General features: G+C 56.9%; 17 protein-coding genes and 1 pseudogene. 11 read left to right on the top strand and 7 right to left on the bottom strand.

What is annotated here, in order from left to right; translation table 11 throughout:
- Positions 1-101: 101 nt before the first annotated feature.
- From GOX75_RS11940 to GOX75_RS11950, 3 genes and pseudogenes are all read right to left on the bottom strand, one after another.
- Positions 102-416 (bottom strand): annotated as a pseudogene (locus GOX75_RS11940) (aldehyde dehydrogenase family protein); the annotation flags it as partial.
- On the bottom strand, positions 412-1,122 hold the full coding sequence (locus GOX75_RS11945; protein WP_171123368.1) for an SDR family NAD(P)-dependent oxidoreductase: 711 nt from the start codon (positions 1,120-1,122) through the stop codon (positions 412-414). The pseudogene GOX75_RS11940 and the gene GOX75_RS11945, both read right to left, overlap by 5 nt.
- A gap of 202 nt (positions 1,123-1,324) precedes the next feature.
- Complete coding sequence (locus tag GOX75_RS11950) at positions 1,325-1,897, bottom strand: TetR/AcrR family transcriptional regulator (protein WP_171123370.1); 573 nt, start codon at positions 1,895-1,897, stop codon at positions 1,325-1,327.
- Between the two features lie 248 nt (positions 1,898-2,145).
- Between GOX75_RS11950 and GOX75_RS11955 the strand changes: the two genes are divergently transcribed.
- From GOX75_RS11955 to GOX75_RS11985, 7 genes are all read left to right on the top strand, one after another.
- Positions 2,146-4,029 carry an AMP-binding protein gene (locus GOX75_RS11955; RefSeq protein WP_171123372.1) on the top strand — a complete coding sequence of 628 codons (1,884 nt, stop codon included), beginning with the start codon at positions 2,146-2,148 and terminating at the stop codon, positions 4,027-4,029.
- Positions 4,026-4,493 carry a MaoC family dehydratase gene (locus GOX75_RS11960; protein WP_171123374.1) on the top strand — a complete coding sequence of 156 codons (468 nt, stop codon included), beginning with the start codon at positions 4,026-4,028 and terminating at the stop codon, positions 4,491-4,493. Before GOX75_RS11955 ends, GOX75_RS11960 begins: the two co-directional genes overlap by 4 nt.
- A 36-nt stretch (positions 4,494-4,529) precedes the next feature.
- Positions 4,530-5,396, top strand: coding sequence for an acyl-CoA thioesterase II (locus tag GOX75_RS11965; RefSeq protein ID WP_171123375.1), 867 nt, complete (start codon positions 4,530-4,532; stop codon positions 5,394-5,396).
- A gap of 241 nt (positions 5,397-5,637) precedes the next feature.
- Positions 5,638-6,420, top strand: coding sequence for a crotonase/enoyl-CoA hydratase family protein (locus GOX75_RS11970; protein WP_171123377.1), 783 nt, complete (start codon positions 5,638-5,640; stop codon positions 6,418-6,420).
- A 215-nt stretch (positions 6,421-6,635) separates the two neighbouring features.
- The gene (locus tag GOX75_RS11975) at positions 6,636-7,406 is read left to right on the top strand and encodes an SDR family oxidoreductase (protein ID WP_171123379.1); all 771 of its coding nucleotides are present in this window, start codon (positions 6,636-6,638) and stop codon (positions 7,404-7,406) included.
- Positions 7,407-7,450: 44 nt separating this feature from the next.
- Positions 7,451-8,065: a 2-hydroxychromene-2-carboxylate isomerase gene (locus tag GOX75_RS11980; protein WP_171123381.1), complete on the top strand. Its 615-nt coding sequence runs from the start codon at positions 7,451-7,453 to the stop codon at positions 8,063-8,065.
- 47 nt (positions 8,066-8,112) lie between these two features.
- Positions 8,113-8,841 carry an SDR family NAD(P)-dependent oxidoreductase gene (locus GOX75_RS11985; protein WP_171123383.1) on the top strand — a complete coding sequence of 243 codons (729 nt, stop codon included), beginning with the start codon at positions 8,113-8,115 and terminating at the stop codon, positions 8,839-8,841.
- Between the two features lie 122 nt (positions 8,842-8,963).
- Here the strand turns inward: GOX75_RS11985 and GOX75_RS11990 are convergent, their stop codons facing one another.
- From GOX75_RS11990 to GOX75_RS12000, 4 genes are all read right to left on the bottom strand, one after another.
- On the bottom strand, positions 8,964-9,452 hold the full coding sequence (locus GOX75_RS11990) for a thioesterase family protein (RefSeq protein WP_171123385.1): 489 nt from the start codon (positions 9,450-9,452) through the stop codon (positions 8,964-8,966).
- Between the two features lie 20 nt (positions 9,453-9,472).
- On the bottom strand, positions 9,473-11,065 hold the full coding sequence (locus GOX75_RS11995) for a GMC family oxidoreductase (protein ID WP_371808177.1): 1,593 nt from the start codon (positions 11,063-11,065) through the stop codon (positions 9,473-9,475).
- 102 nt (positions 11,066-11,167) lie between these two features.
- The gene (locus tag GOX75_RS20240) at positions 11,168-11,479 is read right to left on the bottom strand and encodes a zinc-binding dehydrogenase (protein ID WP_217354428.1); all 312 of its coding nucleotides are present in this window, start codon (positions 11,477-11,479) and stop codon (positions 11,168-11,170) included.
- On the bottom strand, positions 11,380-12,207 hold the full coding sequence (locus tag GOX75_RS12000; RefSeq protein WP_217354429.1) for an alcohol dehydrogenase catalytic domain-containing protein: 828 nt from the start codon (positions 12,205-12,207) through the stop codon (positions 11,380-11,382). Before GOX75_RS12000 ends, GOX75_RS20240 begins: the two co-directional genes overlap by 100 nt.
- Positions 12,208-12,556: 349 nt before the next feature.
- Here GOX75_RS12000 and GOX75_RS12005 point away from each other — a divergent pair, with 349 nt between their 5' ends.
- The 4 genes from GOX75_RS12005 to GOX75_RS12020 are packed head-to-tail and all read left to right on the top strand — an operon-like array spanning position 12,557 to position 17,791.
- Positions 12,557-14,371 (top strand): class I adenylate-forming enzyme family protein, encoded by a 1,815-nt coding sequence (locus tag GOX75_RS12005; RefSeq protein ID WP_371808172.1) that lies wholly within the window; start codon positions 12,557-12,559, stop codon positions 14,369-14,371.
- Positions 14,368-15,663, top strand: a complete 1,296-nt coding sequence (locus GOX75_RS12010) for a 3-hydroxyacyl-CoA dehydrogenase (RefSeq protein WP_171123387.1) — start codon at positions 14,368-14,370, stop codon at positions 15,661-15,663. The genes GOX75_RS12005 and GOX75_RS12010 overlap by 4 nt, the downstream gene beginning before the upstream one ends.
- A gap of 10 nt (positions 15,664-15,673) precedes the next feature.
- The gene (locus GOX75_RS12015) at positions 15,674-16,450 is read left to right on the top strand and encodes an enoyl-CoA hydratase-related protein (protein ID WP_171123389.1); all 777 of its coding nucleotides are present in this window, start codon (positions 15,674-15,676) and stop codon (positions 16,448-16,450) included.
- A 54-nt stretch (positions 16,451-16,504) separates the two neighbouring features.
- Entirely contained in the window at positions 16,505-17,791 is a 1,287-nt protein-coding gene (locus tag GOX75_RS12020) for an acyl-CoA dehydrogenase family protein (RefSeq protein ID WP_171123901.1), read from the top strand.
- The last annotated feature ends 7 nt before the right edge of the window (positions 17,792-17,798 follow it).

The raw sequence follows: 17,798 nt of genomic DNA on the forward strand, positions 1-17,798 counted from the left end.
CGAAAACCCTCAGAAACAAATGTCGCGTCGTTGGTGGGTCTCAATAATAAATCCACGACCGAGGGGTGGACCGAAATCCACACCTCGACTGCACAATTGGGTCAGGACCAGCCCGATACGACTTTCACCTCGAGAAAGTCCTCCATGCCGAATGTTCCGCCTTCGCGACCATTGCCCGATTGCTTCATCCCGCCAAATGGGGCCCCTGCCCCACGGCGTACGCCATTGGCCTCAACCATTCCAGAGCGCAGGCGGCGCGAGACGCGCTTCAGCTTTTCAGCATCGGAGGTCTGGACGTAATTTGCCAACCCGAACTCGGTATCATTGGTCATCTGCACCGCGTCTGCTTCGTCCGAGAACTTCATCATCGCAAGCACCGGTCCAAAGATCTCTTCCCGCGCGATCCGCATGTCAGCATGCATCCTTGGGCTGCTTTACAAGTGTATGGAAAGCCTCGGCTACGCTGTCAGGTTTGACCAGAATATTCTCTTCATCCACGTGGTCGTCACCAAATTTCTTGCGACGGCGTTCGTGAATGGCAGGCATATCAACCCCTGCATCAATCACCAGATGCACCACGTGAACACCTTTGGGGCCAATCTCACGCGCTAGGCTTTGCGCAAGCGCGCGTAACCCATGCTTGGCACTGGCAAACGCACCAAACCCAGCCTTGCCACGCAAGCTGGCCGAGGCGCCGGTCACCAAAATCGTTCCTTTGCCGCGCGGCACCATGCGGGCTGCGGCTTCGCGCATGGTCAGGAAACCGCCGAAACAGGCCAACTCCCAGATTTTGCGAAAGATAACAGGGTCGGTTTCAATGAAGGGAAACGGAGAATTCGACCCTGCATTAAACAGGACCACCTCAATTTCCCCAACCTCTTGTTCAACCTTGTCAAAAAGCGCGGAAATTTGTTCTGGATCACGAGCATCAAGCGAAACCGCCTGCAGACTATGGCCCTCGGCCGCAAGTTTATTGATAAGGTCTTCGGATTTACCCGCGTCCCGACGCGCAACCACGACGCTATAACCGCTCCGGGCAAATTTTCTGGCAAAAGCCGCACCAATCCCGTCTCCGGCACCGACGGCCAAGGCTACCGGTTTGCGTTGCGTGTGTGAACTCATGATGGCCCGCCCTCCCAACGGAATGTGTCAGACCTTAGGGTATGGCAGGCAGGCTGATCATGAGAACCGCAAAGAACCAATACTTACGATGCAAAAATGCATGAATGGGGAACATTTTGCGACAGATTGCTGAGTCAGGACCACCAACCCTATTGAACAATCTACAGAGCTGTTGACGGCGCGGACTGCATGGAAGCTGGGATCAGCCTTGTTCTTCGTCGTCCTCAAGCGTCAGCAAATAGGCCTTGGTTGCTTTGAGCATCTCAGAAGCTTTGGCATCGTCTGTCATGACCCGGGACAACGCAATCGAACCGACCATAGCCGCCACCGCCAAATTTGCCTTGCTGCGATCCCCGTCAAGATAATCGGCGACGGTGTTTATGAAGCCATCAATATGAGTTTGCATGATGTCCCGCGACGCCTTGGGCCTGCGTGAGACATCCGACACAAGCGCGGGGATCGCGCAGCCACTGCTTTTTAGGTCGCGATGTTTGGGGCTGACATAGCTACCAACATAGCGCGCAAAGGATGGCTTTTTCGGACTTGCATTAAGCTTTTGGGTCAAACGACCTTCTCGCAACGCGCGTTCAAGCGCCTGATCCAGCAGGTCTTCCTTGTTTTCAAAATGGCCGTAGAACCCGCCATGCGTCAATCCTACGGAGTTCATCAAAGACACGACATTAATCGCTGAAAACCCACCGCTGCGCAGTTGTTCACCTGCGTTCGAAAGGATCTCCTCGCGATGACGTTCCTTTTGCGCTTGAGAGTACCCCATTGATGCTGGCCTTCGAAATCCATTGCCCCAGTTAGTGCGTCGACGACCACTAACTGGGTCAATCTGCATTGGAGTCATAATACAGAAATCCCCAGTGTGGTCCAGTTTTCACGCGATCTTCCGGCACCCATTGACTTGCATGATGTCTATCATACACAATCCGTTACAGACTAAGCGGCCCGGCGGCGATTTCAGATTGCCAAACGCCACGCGGCCTGACCCCGAGGATTCTAAAATCAGGACATGCCGTGATCACCGACACAACGACTAACGCCACACTTGACCCGTCCCTCGGGATCGAAACACATGACGATCCGGTCTTTGGCCCCTTGACCTATTTTCCGGCAAAACCTGTCCTGCGGCGTGGTAACGACGCCATTTACCTTCGCCAAGATTACAAGCTGCCGGACTATCCAACCAGTGTCATCGACTATCTGTTTGCAGCCGCCAGCGCACACCCCGACCGCCTTTCGCTTGCTGAACGCGGGCCACAGGGGTGGGATGGGCCAACTTTTCGGCAGCTAAAGGCGAATTGCGAGGCCATCGCGCAAGCTTTGCTCAACCGTGGTTTAAAGCAAGGAGATTGCATAGCCGTCCTGTCGCGCAACAGCATTATCCACGCTCAGATCCTGTTCGGGGCAATGATGGCCGGCATTACCGCTGCGTCGATCTCGCCAAGCTATGCAAAATTCTCGGAGGCTTTTCCCCGTCTGCAAAGCACATTTGCGCAGTCCAAAGCGAAACTCTTTTTTGTTGATGACGCCCAAACGCTGTCCGCTGCATTGGACAAGCTTGATCTGAACGGATGCGAGCTGGTGTCCGAACATCCCAGACCCGGTGATACTGACGTCGCCGAGTTGCTGGGCACCAAGGTTACCGAAGCTGTTGCCGCTGCCCACGCAGCCGTGACCGAAGAAACCGTTGGCAAGATCCTTTTCACCTCTGGCTCGACAGGCAACCCCAAGGGTGTGATCAACACACAGCGCATGATGTGCGCAAATATCGCCATGTCGCAAAGGATTGGAATCCGCATTCCTCACGCCCAACGTCGACGGCTATGCTGGCTGCCGTGGCACCATACGTTCGGGGGCAATCACATCCTGCACGAAATGCTGTTTCACGCATCAGCGCTTTATATCGACTCGGGCCGTCCAGTATCCGGGCCGGATTTTGAACGCAGCTTGACCGCTATCCGCGAGGTGAAACCAACCAATTTCTCGAACGTGCCCTTGGCATACGGCATGTTGTTGGACGCAATGGAACAGGATACCGAGCTGGCCGAAGCGTTCTTTTCGAACCTGACTTTCGTACATTACGGCGGAGCGGGATTCCCCGGCGAAACCTATGAACGGCTGCAAAAACTGGCCATGACGTATCGGGGCCGCCGAATTCCGCTATCGGGTGGATTTGCCATGACCGAAGCAGCGCCTTCTGTCACGACGGTCCATTGGCCATATGACGGGGTTGGGCGTATCGGAATGCCTGTGCCAGAAGTTGAAATCAAACTGATCTCACTCAGCGACGACCGTTACGAGCTGCGGATCAAGGGACCGAATGTCTTTCCCGGCTATGTAGATCAGCCCGAACTGAACAAACGACTTTTCGACGATGAGGGGTTCTTCATCACCGGTGACGCGATCCGCTTTGAAGACATCGACAACATCGCAAATGACCTGCGTTATGCCGGACGGGTCAGCGAAGATTTCAAGCTCGACAGCGGTACATTTGTTCAGGTTGGCGCGATCCGAACGGGATTGAATTTAGAATGTGGTGGGCTGGTGCGCGACACGGTTGTTGTCGGCGAAGGCCGCGCGCATATCGTCGCGATGGTCTGGCTGAACGATGCGGCCCGCGCACGTGCAACACGGGTGGACGGTGCACTTATTGAACCTGCTCCTGAAGACCTTGAACAGGTGCAACAGGCCTTGGATCGGTGGAACCAGAACAATGGCGGCTCCAGCCGGCAAGTGCGCGCAATTGGCATCCTGGCCGAGCCACCGTCGCTGTCGGAAAACGAAATCAACGACAAAGGCTACGTCAACCAGCGCCAAGTTCTCAAACGCCGCGCAGACACTGTTGACGCCCTTTACAACGGAACCCGCAAGGACTTTCTGGTGGTGGCACAACAATGAAAGAGACATCTTTGGAAGTCAGCCTAGACGCCTATCGCGGCCGGGTCGGCAAAGAGCTTGGCGTGTCAGACTGGCTTACGGTGGATCAGGCGCGGATCGACAAGTTTGCAGATGCCACCGACGATCACCAATTCATTCACATAGACCCGGACCGGGCCGCAGAAACACCTTTTGGCGGCACGATTGCGCATGGATTTCTGTCGCTGTCACTATTGGTGCCACTGGTGCAGAACGGCGTCCCAAAGATCGCTGGTCGCACGATGGGTGTGAATTACGGTTTCGATAAGATTCGATTTGTTTCGCCGGTGCCCGCAGGCGCACGTATTCGTGGACGTTTTCACCTTGCTGGGCTGACGGACAGGGACGATGGATCCATCCAAACCCGAATGAACGTCACGGTCGAAATCGAAGGTAAAGACTCGCCCGCGCTAGTCGCGGAGTGGCTAGGGCTATCCTATTTCTGATCCGCGCTTTTGCCACTTATCCCACCGGGGGCCAAAATGACGCAAATGCCTTCTCTGGCGGATATATTACAGCCAGAACAAGTTGGGCCTGACTTGTTTCGCGCGGCTGCCTTTTCCGGCGATGCCGTGCCGACGCGCCTATTTGGAGGGCAGGTCATTGCCCAATGCCTAGCCGCTGCACGCCATTCCGTGTCGGCAGAGCGTCGCTGCCATTCTATCCACTCGTATTTCCTGCGCGCGGGTGATCCGAACCAACCATTGATCTTCCGGGTTGAAAATGCGCGGGATGGTGGATCGTTCAGCACGCGACGGGTGATCGCCACGCAGGGCGACCAGCAAATCCTGAATTTCACAGGGTCTTTCCATGTGCCCGATGAGGGCTGGGACTATCAGCACGAAAAACCGGACGCTCCGGGGCCACAGGATTGCGCCCCGGACCAAAGCACCGCGACCGCCCGTTCCGCAAATGGCTCAGCCGAAGCAGACAACAGGCGCATCCACCAAACACAGTTCGAAATTCTCGACGTCGATCCCAGGAATGAGGCAAATCCCGTACCTGGCAGCGATCGGCACGGGTTTTGGTTTCGGATACCCGCCGCCGAGAACAGCAATGCCAGCCTGCAGCAGCTTTATCTGACCTATGCGTCCGATATGGGTTTGATGAGCGTAGGTTTGCGCGCCCACGGGTTGAGCTGGTCGCAGAACACAGCGCAAGGCGCCAGTCTGGATCACGCGATCTGGCTTCACGCACCTGCCCGTTTACAGGATTGGCACTTTTACGCGATGGATGGCCCCTGGACGGGCAGCGGCCGTGGACTGGCCCGCGGCATGATCTTTTCCGAAGACGGCAAACTGGTCGCAAGTACAGCCCAGGAATCGCTATTGCGGCGTAAACGCAACTGAGCCGCGTCATTCTTGATCGAAGCCCCCTTTCTGCATCTTGTGCGGTTCACCGCCTTTGGCACAAGCCCGTTAGCCACTGGGCTCCACTTGGGTTCTGCATGACATTGATAATCTTAAATCGCCAGTCCACATACGGCTTACCGGACAGTGGACTTGACATCTGCATGATGACCGTCATTCTGAAAAAGCTGAGACAAGGCCGATTGACAGCCTTGTTTGAACGGCAGGGGAGGATGACGAAATGCAGGATATTCAGGGCAAAGTCAGGCACGAGGTCCAAGGCCGTGTGCTAAAGATCACGATCGACAACCCGGCAAAGAAAAACGCCTTTCATCCGCAGATGATGGAACAATTGTCAGACGCCCTGACCCTGCTAGAGCAAACACCCGACCTATGGGCAGGGGTGATCTGCGCAGAAGGCGAAGATTTTACAGCGGGGCTGGATATGCCAAAGTTCTTCGGCCCCAACAGCACACCCCCAGATATTCCCGAGGGAAACGTTGATGCGTTTGGCCTGCAAAGACAGTGTAGCAAGCCGATTGTCACGGCCGTAAAAGGGATATGCTTCACAATCGGAATCGAAATGATGCTGGCCGGAGACATCGCCGTTGCCGCCGATGACACCCGGTTTTGCCAATTGGAATCAAAGCGCGGCATTGCTCCTTTCGGTGGCGCGCACTTCCGATACATCAGCCGCGCCGGTTGGGGAAACGCCATGTACCACCTGATGCTATGCGACGAGTTCAGCGCGGAAGAAGCCCATCGCATCGGGCTGGTCCAAGAGGTTGTAGCCAAGGGGCATGAAACCACGCGCGCAATGGAGATTGCGGAAACGATCTGCCGAAACGCTCCGCTTGGCATTCAGGCCATGAAAGTGGCTGGACGCAAATTTATTGAACACGGGGAACAGGCTGCGATTGCCTGCATTCCAGAGCTTCGCGACCGTATGCTTGCGACCGAGGATATGCGCGAAGGCATAGCGTCATTCGTGGAACGGCGCGAGGCCGTCTTTAAAGGCCGTTGAAACGAACGCGCCCGGCTGCCGGGGCAGCACCGGAACCGTAATGGCGCGCTTGATGCAAAGGATACGGGGCTGGCAGGGGTTTTCGTAAGGTAAAAACGAATTCCGGCCATTAGGGGTTCGACTGCGAGCTGACGAAGATCGGAATTCTAAACACCTCTACGCAAGGGGCCGATGAAACTGCCCGCTGATACAATCTGGCGAAGAAGGAAAGAAAGATGACCAAGGCAAATGAGCTTTTCGACCTGAGTGGCAAGACCGCCCTGATAACCGGGGGGTCACGCGGGCTGGGTCTGCAGATCGCCGAAGTGCTGGGTGACAACGGCGCGCGATTGGTGATCTCGTCCCGCAAGGAAACGGATTTGCAGGATGCCAAGGCGCATCTCGAAGCGCGCGGGATCAGTGTGGACTACATCGTGGCGGATAATCGTAAGGACGATGACCTTGTGGCATTGTCAGATCAGTCCATAGCAAAGCTTGGTCGGGTCGATATCCTTGTCAACAATGCCGGGGCCACTTGGGGAAGCCCCGCAGTCGATCATGCGATGGAAGCCTGGGACAAGCTGATGGACCTTAACGTCCGCTCTGTGTTTCGCCTTAGCCAGCTAATCGCAAGAGACTCGATGATCCCGAATGGCAACGGCCGGATACTGAACCTGGCGTCGATTGCTGGGCTAAAGGGCAACAAGGGAATTGTGGCTTACAACACTTCGAAGGCGGCTGTTGTGAACCTGACCCGCGCATTGGCCCACGAGTGGGGTGAGCATGGAATAACGGTGAATGCGCTGGCCCCGGGCATGTTCGAAAGCAAGATGACCGCGGGAACGCTGGATGCGCTGGGGCGCGAAAACGTCGCGGCGCAGAACCCGCTGGGGCGGATTGGCGGCAGCGAAGATCTTAAGGGGGCGGCGCTGCTTTATTGCTCGGACGCAGGCAGCATGATCACCGGGACCACTTTGGCCATTGATGGCGGGCTGACCGCGATCTGAAAGCGCCCGACCTATCCGTAGACCACTTTCAAAAGGAAAGATTGATGCAGAAGCACGTCGCCTTTCACTTCGATTTTGGCAGCCCGAACTCTTACCTAGCGCATCTCTTAATACCCGGTCTCGCGCAGACCTATGGCGCGACGTTCACCTATGTGCCGGTGCTATTGGGCGGTATCTTCCGCGCCACTGGCAACCGGGCACCGGGTGAAACCAACGCCGGGATCGAGAACAAGCTGCGGTACGAACGGCGCGACCTGTTGCGCTTTACCGAACGCAACGGAATCGTCGATGAGTTCTCATTCAACCCCTATTTCCCGATCAACACCCTGCAACTGATGCGCGGCTGCATTGCGGCGCAACGGTTGGGTGTTTTTGAGCTGTACATGGAACGCGTCTTTCGCGGCATGTGGCAGTTCGAACAGAACCTTGGCGACCCTGAGGTGCTGTCGCGCTGGCTGACAGATGGCGGGCTAGAAGCCGAACCCCTGTTCGCACTGATACAAGACCCCGAAGTCAAAACCCAACTGATCTCGAACACGGAAATGGCTGTTTCCGCTGGTGATTTTGGTGCACCGACCTTTCACTATGACGGGGAAATCTATTTCGGAAAGGATCGTATCCGCGATCTGGAACAGCATCTGGCCGGTCTGGATAACTGACACATGCATTTGGGTCAGCCGACCTACCCTAAAGAAGGACACTCCTTATGGAACAAAGAGCAGAAACTGTTGTCGTGGTTGGAGCCGGTGATTTCATCGGCGCGGCCATCTGCAAGGCCTTCGCCGCCGAAGGCTTTACTGTGATCGCCGGTCGGCGCAACGGGGATAAACTGCAACCGTTGGTGGATGAGGTCACAGCCGCCGGAGGCCGAATAATCGGCAAAAGTCTGGATGCCAGGGACGAAGATCAGGTCATCGACTTCATCAAGTCCGCCGAAGAGGTTGGCCCGATCGAAGTTTGCATCTTCAACGTCGGCGCGAATGTGAATTTCCCATTCACAGAAACCACGGAACGGGTTTTCCGCAAAGTTTGGGAAATGGCCTGCTACGCCGGTTTTCTAACCGGGCGCGAAGCCGCCAAAGCGATGCTGCCACGCGGAACCGGCAATATCTTTTTCACTGGTGCCACCGCCGGGTTGCGCGGCAATCCAGGCTTTGCCGCCTTTGCCAGCGCCAAGTTTGGCATCCGCGCCGTCGCTGAATGCGCCGCCCGTGAATTGATGCCCAAAGGCATCCATGTGGCGCATCTGGTCATTGATTCCGGCGTTGATACCCAATGGGTGCGCGAAATGATCGCCGCCCGCGGAGGCAACCCGGAAGACCGGGTTCTGATGGATCCCGCGTCCGTGGCAAAGACCTATATCCAGCTTTGGAAACAGCCCAAAGACGCGTGGATGTTTGAGACGCAGATACGACCAAGCGTGGAAACGTGGTAAAGCGGAAGTAGTCGTTTAGGTCGACTCTTGCATCGGCAGACAGTCGGGAATGACAAAAGCTAACCGCCCTCAGCCGCGCAATGCGGTCACAGGGGCATTCCCATGCCCCGTTGACCACTGCCCTAGCGGGGTTGCGCCCCGTCCCATTCGATCATGAGCGGGCGCAACGTTCCTGGAAGGTCCGACTTTGTCCCGTGCTGATCCAGAAAAACCAACACCGCCGAAGCGGTTGCAATCTGGCCATTCCCCCAGATCGCATACCCCATCGTGCAGCTAGAGCGGCCGACCTGCACAGTGCGCCCCGTCACGATCACATCGTCATCCAGATGAACTGGCTTGAGATAGTCGATCTGAAACCGTCGGATCACCATCAGATTGGCCCCCGGCGTCGCATATTCCGGCCAACCGTAGGCGCGCAGATAGGCCATGCGGAACGCCTCGATCCAACGCAGGTATTTCACGTTCGAGACATGGTTCTGCGCATCCAAATCCCCGAACGTCGCCCGAAAACCTACCCCGAAATTCCAAGGTTCCGGCACCCCGTAGCCGCGCAGGTCGGTGGCTTTTATCGGCTCATAATGCTTTGAGATTCTGAATTTTTGCTCGTTCATACTTTGACGTCTTTTGCCTGCTATCCGGCCAATATCATTCTGCTGGCTTTCTCTGCGATCATAATCGTCGGGGCATTGGTATTGCCCGAGGTCAGCTCGGGCATGATCGAACAATCGACAACCCGCAATCCTGCAATCCCGTGAAGCTTCAACTTGGCATCCACAACTGCATCCGGCCCCGGTCCCATTTTACAGGTCCCTGACGGATGGAAGATCGTCACAGCGTGACCGCGCGCCCAGTCCAGCATCGCGTCGTAATCGTCGCTTTCTATCGCGCTGCCCGGCAAAAACTCAGACGCGATATGGCTCGCCAAGAGTGACTGCGCCGCAATCGTGCGGGCGATGCGAATTCCTTCGACCAACGTACGGCAATCGGTTTCCGTAGACAGATAGTTGGGGTGAATTTTGGGATAAGTGGCAGGGTCAGGACCATTTAACAGAATCTGCCCACGACTTTCGGGACGCAACTGGCAGACGGTTGAAGTGAAGCCGAAAAAGTCATGCAGGTTCCCTTCCGCATCATAAGAAAAGGGCTGCACGTGAAACTGAATGTCTGGCGTTTCCAGATCAGGGTGCGTTTTCAGAAAAGCGGTAGCATCCGCCGCTGGCATCGACAAAGGCCCGTTCCGGCCCACGAAATAGTATTGGGCGGCGATGGCCGCCTGACGCATCAGCGACTTACCTTCGCGGTTATATGTGGGCACCGACATCCGATGCACCATCTTGGCCTGTAGATGATCCTGCATCGCCTGCCCCACACCCGGAAGCTCGTGACGGAGCTGCACGCCGTTTTCAGACAAGTGATCGGGATTTCCAATCCCCGACAGCATAAGTATCTGAGGCGACCCGATCGACCCGGCCGACAAGATCACCTCGCGCCCGGCCCTAAGCGACACCAATCTACCCGAGCGATCCTTGTAGGTGATGCCTGTACAGCGTTTGCCATCCAGGTCCACGTGCTGCACATGGGCATGCGTGATCACACGCAAATTGGGGCGCGACCTGATCGGTTTCAGAAACGCATTCGCCGTCGAATGACGTTTGCCATAGGCGATGGTTGTCTGAAAAAGGCCGACCCCTTCCTGCCGCTCTGCATTGTGGTCAGGGTTATACGGGTAACCCGCTGCAATTGCAGATTCGACCCATTTCTCACTCAGCGGATGGCGCGAACGAGGGGTGCTGACCGTCATTTCGCCGTCGCTACCCCGCAGGTCAGAGTCGTATTGATCCTCAGCACCTTCCTCGCGCCCTTCGGTGGCTTTGAACAGCGGCAGGACATCTTCCCAGCCCCAGCCTTCGTTGCCCAATTGCCGCCAACGGTCATAATCGGACGGCTGCCCGCGCACGTATAGCAACCCGTTTATCGACGATGACCCCCCAAGCGTCTTGCCGCGCGGCCAGAAAAGCCGCCGCCCGTTTAAGCCGGGATCAGGTTCGGTTGAATAGCACCAGTTATAATTCTCATTTCGAAGCATTTTCACAAAGCCCGCAGGCGCATGAATGAAGGGGCTGTTATCCTTGCCCCCGGCCTCCAGCAATATGACCTTGTTTTTTGGGTCAGCAGTCAGCCGGTTGGCCAACACACAGCCCGCTGAACCTGCCCCAACAATGATTTAATCCGCGTCCACCTGCTCGGCACCTCCCAATACCTATCAATGAAATCCGGCTCCAAGGCCTGCTTTGCTTTCAAACTGCGGGTCGCGTTCAGACCGCTTTCATGGGGTCAGGACGACCCGACCGATAACCTTCCCGTCTTTCAGATCCATCAGCGCGTCGTTGGCGTCCTGTAATGGGCGGCGCGTCACAGGTGCCAAGCTCAACTTGCCTGATTTGGCCAACTCAAGCAGTTCGGACAGTTCGTTCAGATTGCCCACATATGAACCGATCACCGCCATGGCGCGTATTGGGAAATAGACGGTGGGGATTTTCAACTGACCGCCAAACAATCCCACCACAACGATCCGAACGCCCTTACGCGCGGCGGCCAACCCCAGATTAATCGTGGCCTCGGCGCCCACCAAGTCCATGACCAACAGGCCCCTCCCCCTGTGGCGGCTTTGATCTGCTCGTCCGCATCGGGCGCATTGCCATCAATGGCCGCAAGCGCCCCGGCCTCAAGCACGGCGTGGCGATTTGCCTCGTCAAGATCGACGAAAACGGCCCCCTTGCCACCAAGAGCACGGATCACCCGAAGCGCCATATGCCCAAGTCCACCCGCACCCAGGATCACCACCGGCGTGTCGCGGATATCGTCCCCGAATTTCTTAAGCGCGCTATAAGTGGTCACCCCGGAACAGGCCAAAGGCGCGGCCTCTGCCGGGTCCAGGTCGCCAAGCGTCAGACAATATTTGGCGCGCGGCACCACCACGTATTGCGCATAGCCGCCGGGGGTGAATATCCCAAGGGCCCGCGGTGCATTGGGGCACAAATTCTCTTGATCCTTTGCGCAGGTTTCGCAGGTGCCACACCCCAGCCAGGGATAGACCAGATAGCTTTCGCCCAGCGCCAAACCCTGCGCTTCGGGACCCAACGCGACCAGCTCACCGACAATCTCATGACCCATCGTCAAGGGAAGCTTTACGCCCCGATCGGACAAATTCATCTCTTGGTTGTCGCCCAGATCATAGCCACCTTCCCAGAAGTGCAGATCAGAGTGACACACGCCCGAGGCACGCACCTTCAACAGCACCTCGTCCCCTTCCAACTCGGGCAGATCCTGCACGATTTTCTGCAGTGGCGCCTGGTGTTCCGTCACGCAATAGCACTCATTTTTCATGGTCTGGCCTCTTGTTCTTCGTATCGCAATTGCTTGGAAATGTTGCCATTCAGCCGCATCTGCATGATGATCATCATCCCATCAAGCCTACCTTGATGTCAACAAAACTTGCTCCCTTTACCATCGACCCATTGCGACCTGCATGATGCATGTCATGCCCTTCGACAGGCAGATCGCCGCTGTGTGAAAAGGGGTCGACTAACTGCCCAGCGCAAAAAGTCAGCGTCACAATCGCAAAACCGGGAAATATCACTTTTGCGGAACATTGTTCCGTACAGCGGTCTTGGCACAGCTAAGAAACCGCTCTAACATCCTTGAGGGAGGAGTCGTGGTTCTGCCCAATGGGATGCCACGCGCATGGGAGGATATCGCTTTGATTTTGACAGGCGCGGTTGATGCGTGGCTGAAAGACTATGCGCACGGCAGTGACGGAACCTCGGCTATGACGCCCGAACAGGCCGTGCACTACCTGATCGCAAATGAACCGATTTACGAGCTGTCCCAAGCCCGGATTCGTGGGGTCGAGACCCGCGTATTCAAGAACATCCCCGGTCACATCCGCGCCCTTATGCAACTCAGCCGGGCCGATCAAGGCGACGGCACGGCGGATTATCTGGTGTTTGGCGAAGAACGCTGGACTTATGACGAGTTCTGCTCGGAAACAAACAGAATAGCGCACGCCCTTACAACCGAACTTGGGGTGCGCAAGGGGCAGCCAGTCGCCATCGCAATGCGCAATTGCCCCGAGTTTCTGTTTCTGTTCACAGCGATCGCGTCAATCGGTGCGGTGACTGTCTTTTTGAATGGCTGGTGGACCACGGAAGAGTTGGTCTATGCCCTGCAAGACAGCGGCGCAAAGATCGTTTTCGGCGATCGGATAAGGGTCGAACGTCTGCTACCATTGCAAGCCGAAAGGGATATTCAGGTGATCGGGGTGCGCGATGGCGGTGACCTGACACCGATCAACTATGCCTCGCTGCTGGACGCCAGTTCAGATGATAGCTGGCCGCAGGTCGACATCGACACCGATGACGACATGGGGATCATGTATTCTTCGGGGACAACCGGCCACCCCAAGGGGGTTGTTCTGACCCATCGCGGCGCGATGAGCGCGGTGTTTTCCTGGTCGATGGTCATGACTGCGGCCCCGCTGGTTACCCCCCCTGCCGCAGATGACCCTGCACCGCTGCGCCCGGCCACATTAGTGGTGACGCCGCTATTCCACGTCACTGCAACTCATCCTGTCTTTCTGTTTTCGATCCCGTCCGGCGCCAAGCTTGTGGTGATGGAGAAATGGGACACTGACCGCGCCGTTCAGTTAATACAGGAAGAACAGATCACCCGGTTTCTGGGTGTTCCGACCCAAACCCACGACCTGATGGAGGCCGCTGTGCGAATGGGTCAGCCCCTTGAAACGCTGGACTTCATTAACTCGGGTGGCGCAAAGCGGCCTCCGCCGCAGGTGGGGGAGCTGGCTCAGGTTTTTCCGGCTGCTCAAATCGCAACCGGATGGGGCATGACCGAGACTAACGCACTCGGCATGGGCACAGCTGGGGAAGACTATGTCGCCCGCCCCGGATCGGCGGGTCGGTTGTATCCGCCGGTGCAGGAACTGCGCTTCCTAGACGATGAAGGGCGGGACGTGCCGGCGGGCGAGGTCGGAGAGATCACTATCAAAAGCCCCACGATCATGCGCTGTTATCTGAACAAGCCCGAGGCCACCGCCGAGGTTCTGAACGAAGGCTGGCTGCGCTCTGGCGATCTGGGGTTTATCGACGCAGACGGCTTTGTCACTATCGTGGATCGCAAAAAGAATATCATCATCCGCGGGGGCGAAAACATCGCCTGCCTGGATGTCGAAGGCGCGCTGCACAAACATCCTGCGGTGGCCGAAGCCTGCGCGTTTTCCATACCGCACAAAAGATTGGGCGAAGTCGTCGGGGCCGGTGTTCAGTTGCGCGCCGGTTATCACGCAACCGCGCAGGAAATTCAGGATTATCTGGCGAAACACATCGCCACATTCAAAATTCCGGAACACTTGTGGTTGCACTCAGACCCCCTGCCGCGGGGTGCCACAGACAAGCTCGACCGGCGCGCGTTGCGCGCTCAGTGTATAAAGTCATTAAATGGAACAGATGCATGAATACCCAAGACACCCTCGTTGCGTATCACGCCTCGGCTGGTAAGGCTGCCTGGAACGTACCGGATATCGACACCGCAACCCCCAGACGCCCGGTAAAGACCGTCGGCATCATAGGTGCAGGCACAATGGGCGGGGGCATCTCCATGAATTTTGCCACCGTAGGCTATGATGTAAAGATCGTCGACACCCAACAAGTGGCGCTGGACCGCGGCCTTTCCGTGGTGCGCAGCAACTATCAGCGCAGCGCCGACCGGGGCCGGTTCCCTCAGTCCGAGGTCGACATTCGCATGGCGCGATACGACGGCTGCCTCTCATTGGAGGATCTGGCAGACTGCGATTTGGTGATCGAAGCCGTGTTCGAGGACATGGGGCTGAAGCGCAAAATCTTCACCGATCTGGACCGGATCATGAAACCGGGCGCGATTTTGGCCACCAACACCTCGGCGCTGGACATTGACGAGATTGCCTCAGTGACCAGCCGCCCCCAAGACGTTATCGGATTGCACTTTTTCTCGCCTGCCAATGTGATGAAGCTGCTGGAAATCGTCCGGGCGGAACACACAGCACAGGATGTTCTGGCCACCTGTCTGGATGTCGCGCTTGAGATCAACAAGATTGCTGTTGTCGTCGGGGTCTGCCCGGGGTTTGTCGGCAACCGGATGCTGTTCAAACGACAGGATCAGGCGATGAAGCTGGTCTATCGCGGCGTGATGCCATGGGATGTCGATGCGGCACTGAACGCTTTTGGCTTCAAGATGGGACCGTTTCAAATGGCGGACCTAGCCGGGCTGGACATCGGCTGGTCAAAGGGGGCCACAACCGACAATCCGATCCGTGACGCTCTGTGCGAACTGGACCGCCGGGGCCAGAAAACCAAGGCCGGGTACTATGACTACGACGAAAACCGCACGCCTGTTCCGTCGGAAGAAACCGCGAAAATCATCACTGACATTACCGGGGCAGAGCCTTCGCAAATGTCGCAGGACGACATAATCGACGTCTGCATCTGCCCGATGATCAATGAGGCGTTGAAGATCCTTGAGGAAAACAAGGCACAGCGCCCGTCGGATGTCGATGTGGTCTGGATCAACGGCTATGGCTGGCCTGCGGACAAGGGCGGCCCGATGTATTACGGCGACATGATCGGCGCGGCCAAAGTGCTGGAGGTCATGGAAAAACTGGGGGCTGAAGACCCTGACTTTGCGCCTGCGGAGATGCTGCGAAAGCTGGCTGCCGAAGGTGGGAAATTTACTGAAATTGACACCGGTGGTCTGAAAACCGCACGCGTCTGAAGGAGACATCATGTCATACGAATTCATCACCACCGAACAACGGGGCAATGTCCTGCTGGTCACCATGAACCGCCCCGAGGTTTACAATGCCGTCCATGCCCCGATGCATCACGAAATGGCCGATTGCTGGGACAAGTTTGCCGCCGCCGAGGATCAATGGGTCGCCGTTCTGACCGGCGCAGGGGATAAGGCGTTCACGGCAGGCAACGACCTGAAATTCACCGCCAAACATGGCCCGCAACCGATCCCCGAGACCGGGTTTGCCGGGCTGGCCATGCGCTATGATCTGGAAAAGCCGGTCATCGCAGCCGTTAACGGCTTTGCCATGGGCGGCGGGTTTGAAACCGCACTGAGCTGCGACATCATTCTGGCTTCGGACCGCGCAAAATTCGCCTTGCCCGAAGTGAAAGTCGGCTTTTTCGCCGCCGCGTCCGGCGTGCAGCGTCTGAGCCGCTATATCGGCCGCCTCGCGGCGCAAGAGATGATGATTACCGGCCGCACCGTTGACGCGGACGAAGCCTTGAAACTGGGTTGCGTGAACGAAGTTGTCCCGCATGACGATCTGATGACCCGCGCGATGGCACTGGCGGATGACATCTGCAGCGTGTCACCGTCGTCTGTAAAGGCCACCAAACGTGTGTTGAACCGAATGGCCCAGATCGAGGGCTTTGGCGAAAGCATGGAGCATTCGCGCGAGGTACTGAAAGATCTGGCCCAGACCGAGGATTTCAAAGAAGGCGTGCAAGCCTTTGCCGAGAAACGCAAGCCCAATTGGGTCAACCGCTAAACGAGCCGCGCTCGTCAAAACAGGAGACCTGACATGGTCCAAACCGTTGCAGATATGAATAATCTGGAAATGTCCGAAGGGGCCAAGCCGCTTCTGGAAAAGGTGATCAAGCACATCGCTGAAAACGTCGATCCTATTACCGAAGAATATCACCGGCTAGGCCATGGCCGGGCCGACCGCTGGTCCTATGCCCCCGGTCAGCTTGAACTGTTGGAAACCGCCAAGCAAAAGGCGCGCGATGCGGGGTTGTGGAATTTTTTCCTTCCCAATGCCGAAACCGGCGAGGGTCTGTCGAACCTCGACTATGCCTATATCGCCGCTGAACTGGGCAAAAACCCCTTGGCCTCGGAAACGCTGAACTGCTCGGCCCCCGATACCGGCAACATGGAAGTTCTGGAGCGGATCGGAACCGAAGAACAAAAGGAAAAATGGCTGAAACCTCTGCTGGCCGGTGAAATCCGGTCGGCTTTTGCTATGACGGAACCGGACAGGGCCTCATCTGACGCTCGCAATATCAGCACCCGCGCCGTGCTGGAAAACGGCGAGTGGGTCATCAATGGCGAGAAATATTACATCTCGGGCGCGGGCGATCCGCGCTGCAAGATCATGATCGTGATGGTGAAAACCTCGCCCGACGCAGAGACATTCCGTCAGCAAAGCCAGATCCTAGTGCCGATGGACACGCCGGGTGTCGAGATCGTCGGCCCTATGCATGTTTTCGGTCAGGATGACGCTCCGCATGGGCATATGCAGATCCGGTTCACCAATGTGCGCGTCCCCGAAAGCAACATCTTGTGGGGCGAAGGGCGCGGGTTCGAAATCTCGCAATTGCGGCTTGGGCCGGGGCGGATTCACCATTGCATGCGCTCAATCGGTCAAGCGGAAAGGGCACTGGACCTGATGATCGCGCGCGGTATCAGCCGCGAGGCGTTTGGCAGAAAACTTCTGGATCTGGGCAAGAACATGGAAACCCTGTCACGCATGCGGATCGAAATCGAGGCGATGCGCCTGATGGTCCTCAAGGCCGCCAAGGCGATGGACACGATGGGCAACAAAGAGGCGCGCATCTGGGTGTCGATGATCAAGGCGATGGTGCCGGAAAAAGTCTGTCAAATCATTGATCAGGCCATGCAAATCCACGGCGCGACCGGTATTTCGCAATGGTCGCCCCTGTCCGAGATGTATACCGGCCAGCGCACCCTGCGTTTTGCTGATGGCCCGGATGAAGTCCACCACGCCGTCGTCGCGCGGGCAGAGGTCAAGGATTATTTGGCTTCTAACGAACGTCAGGCAGGTACATCAGCCGGAACAAAAGGCGGAAGGCAGTTCGACGGGCCGTAAGGAAAAA

The organism is Ruegeria sp. HKCCD7251, assembly GCF_013031165.1.
Lineage (GTDB): Bacteria > Pseudomonadota > Alphaproteobacteria > Rhodobacterales > Rhodobacteraceae > Ruegeria.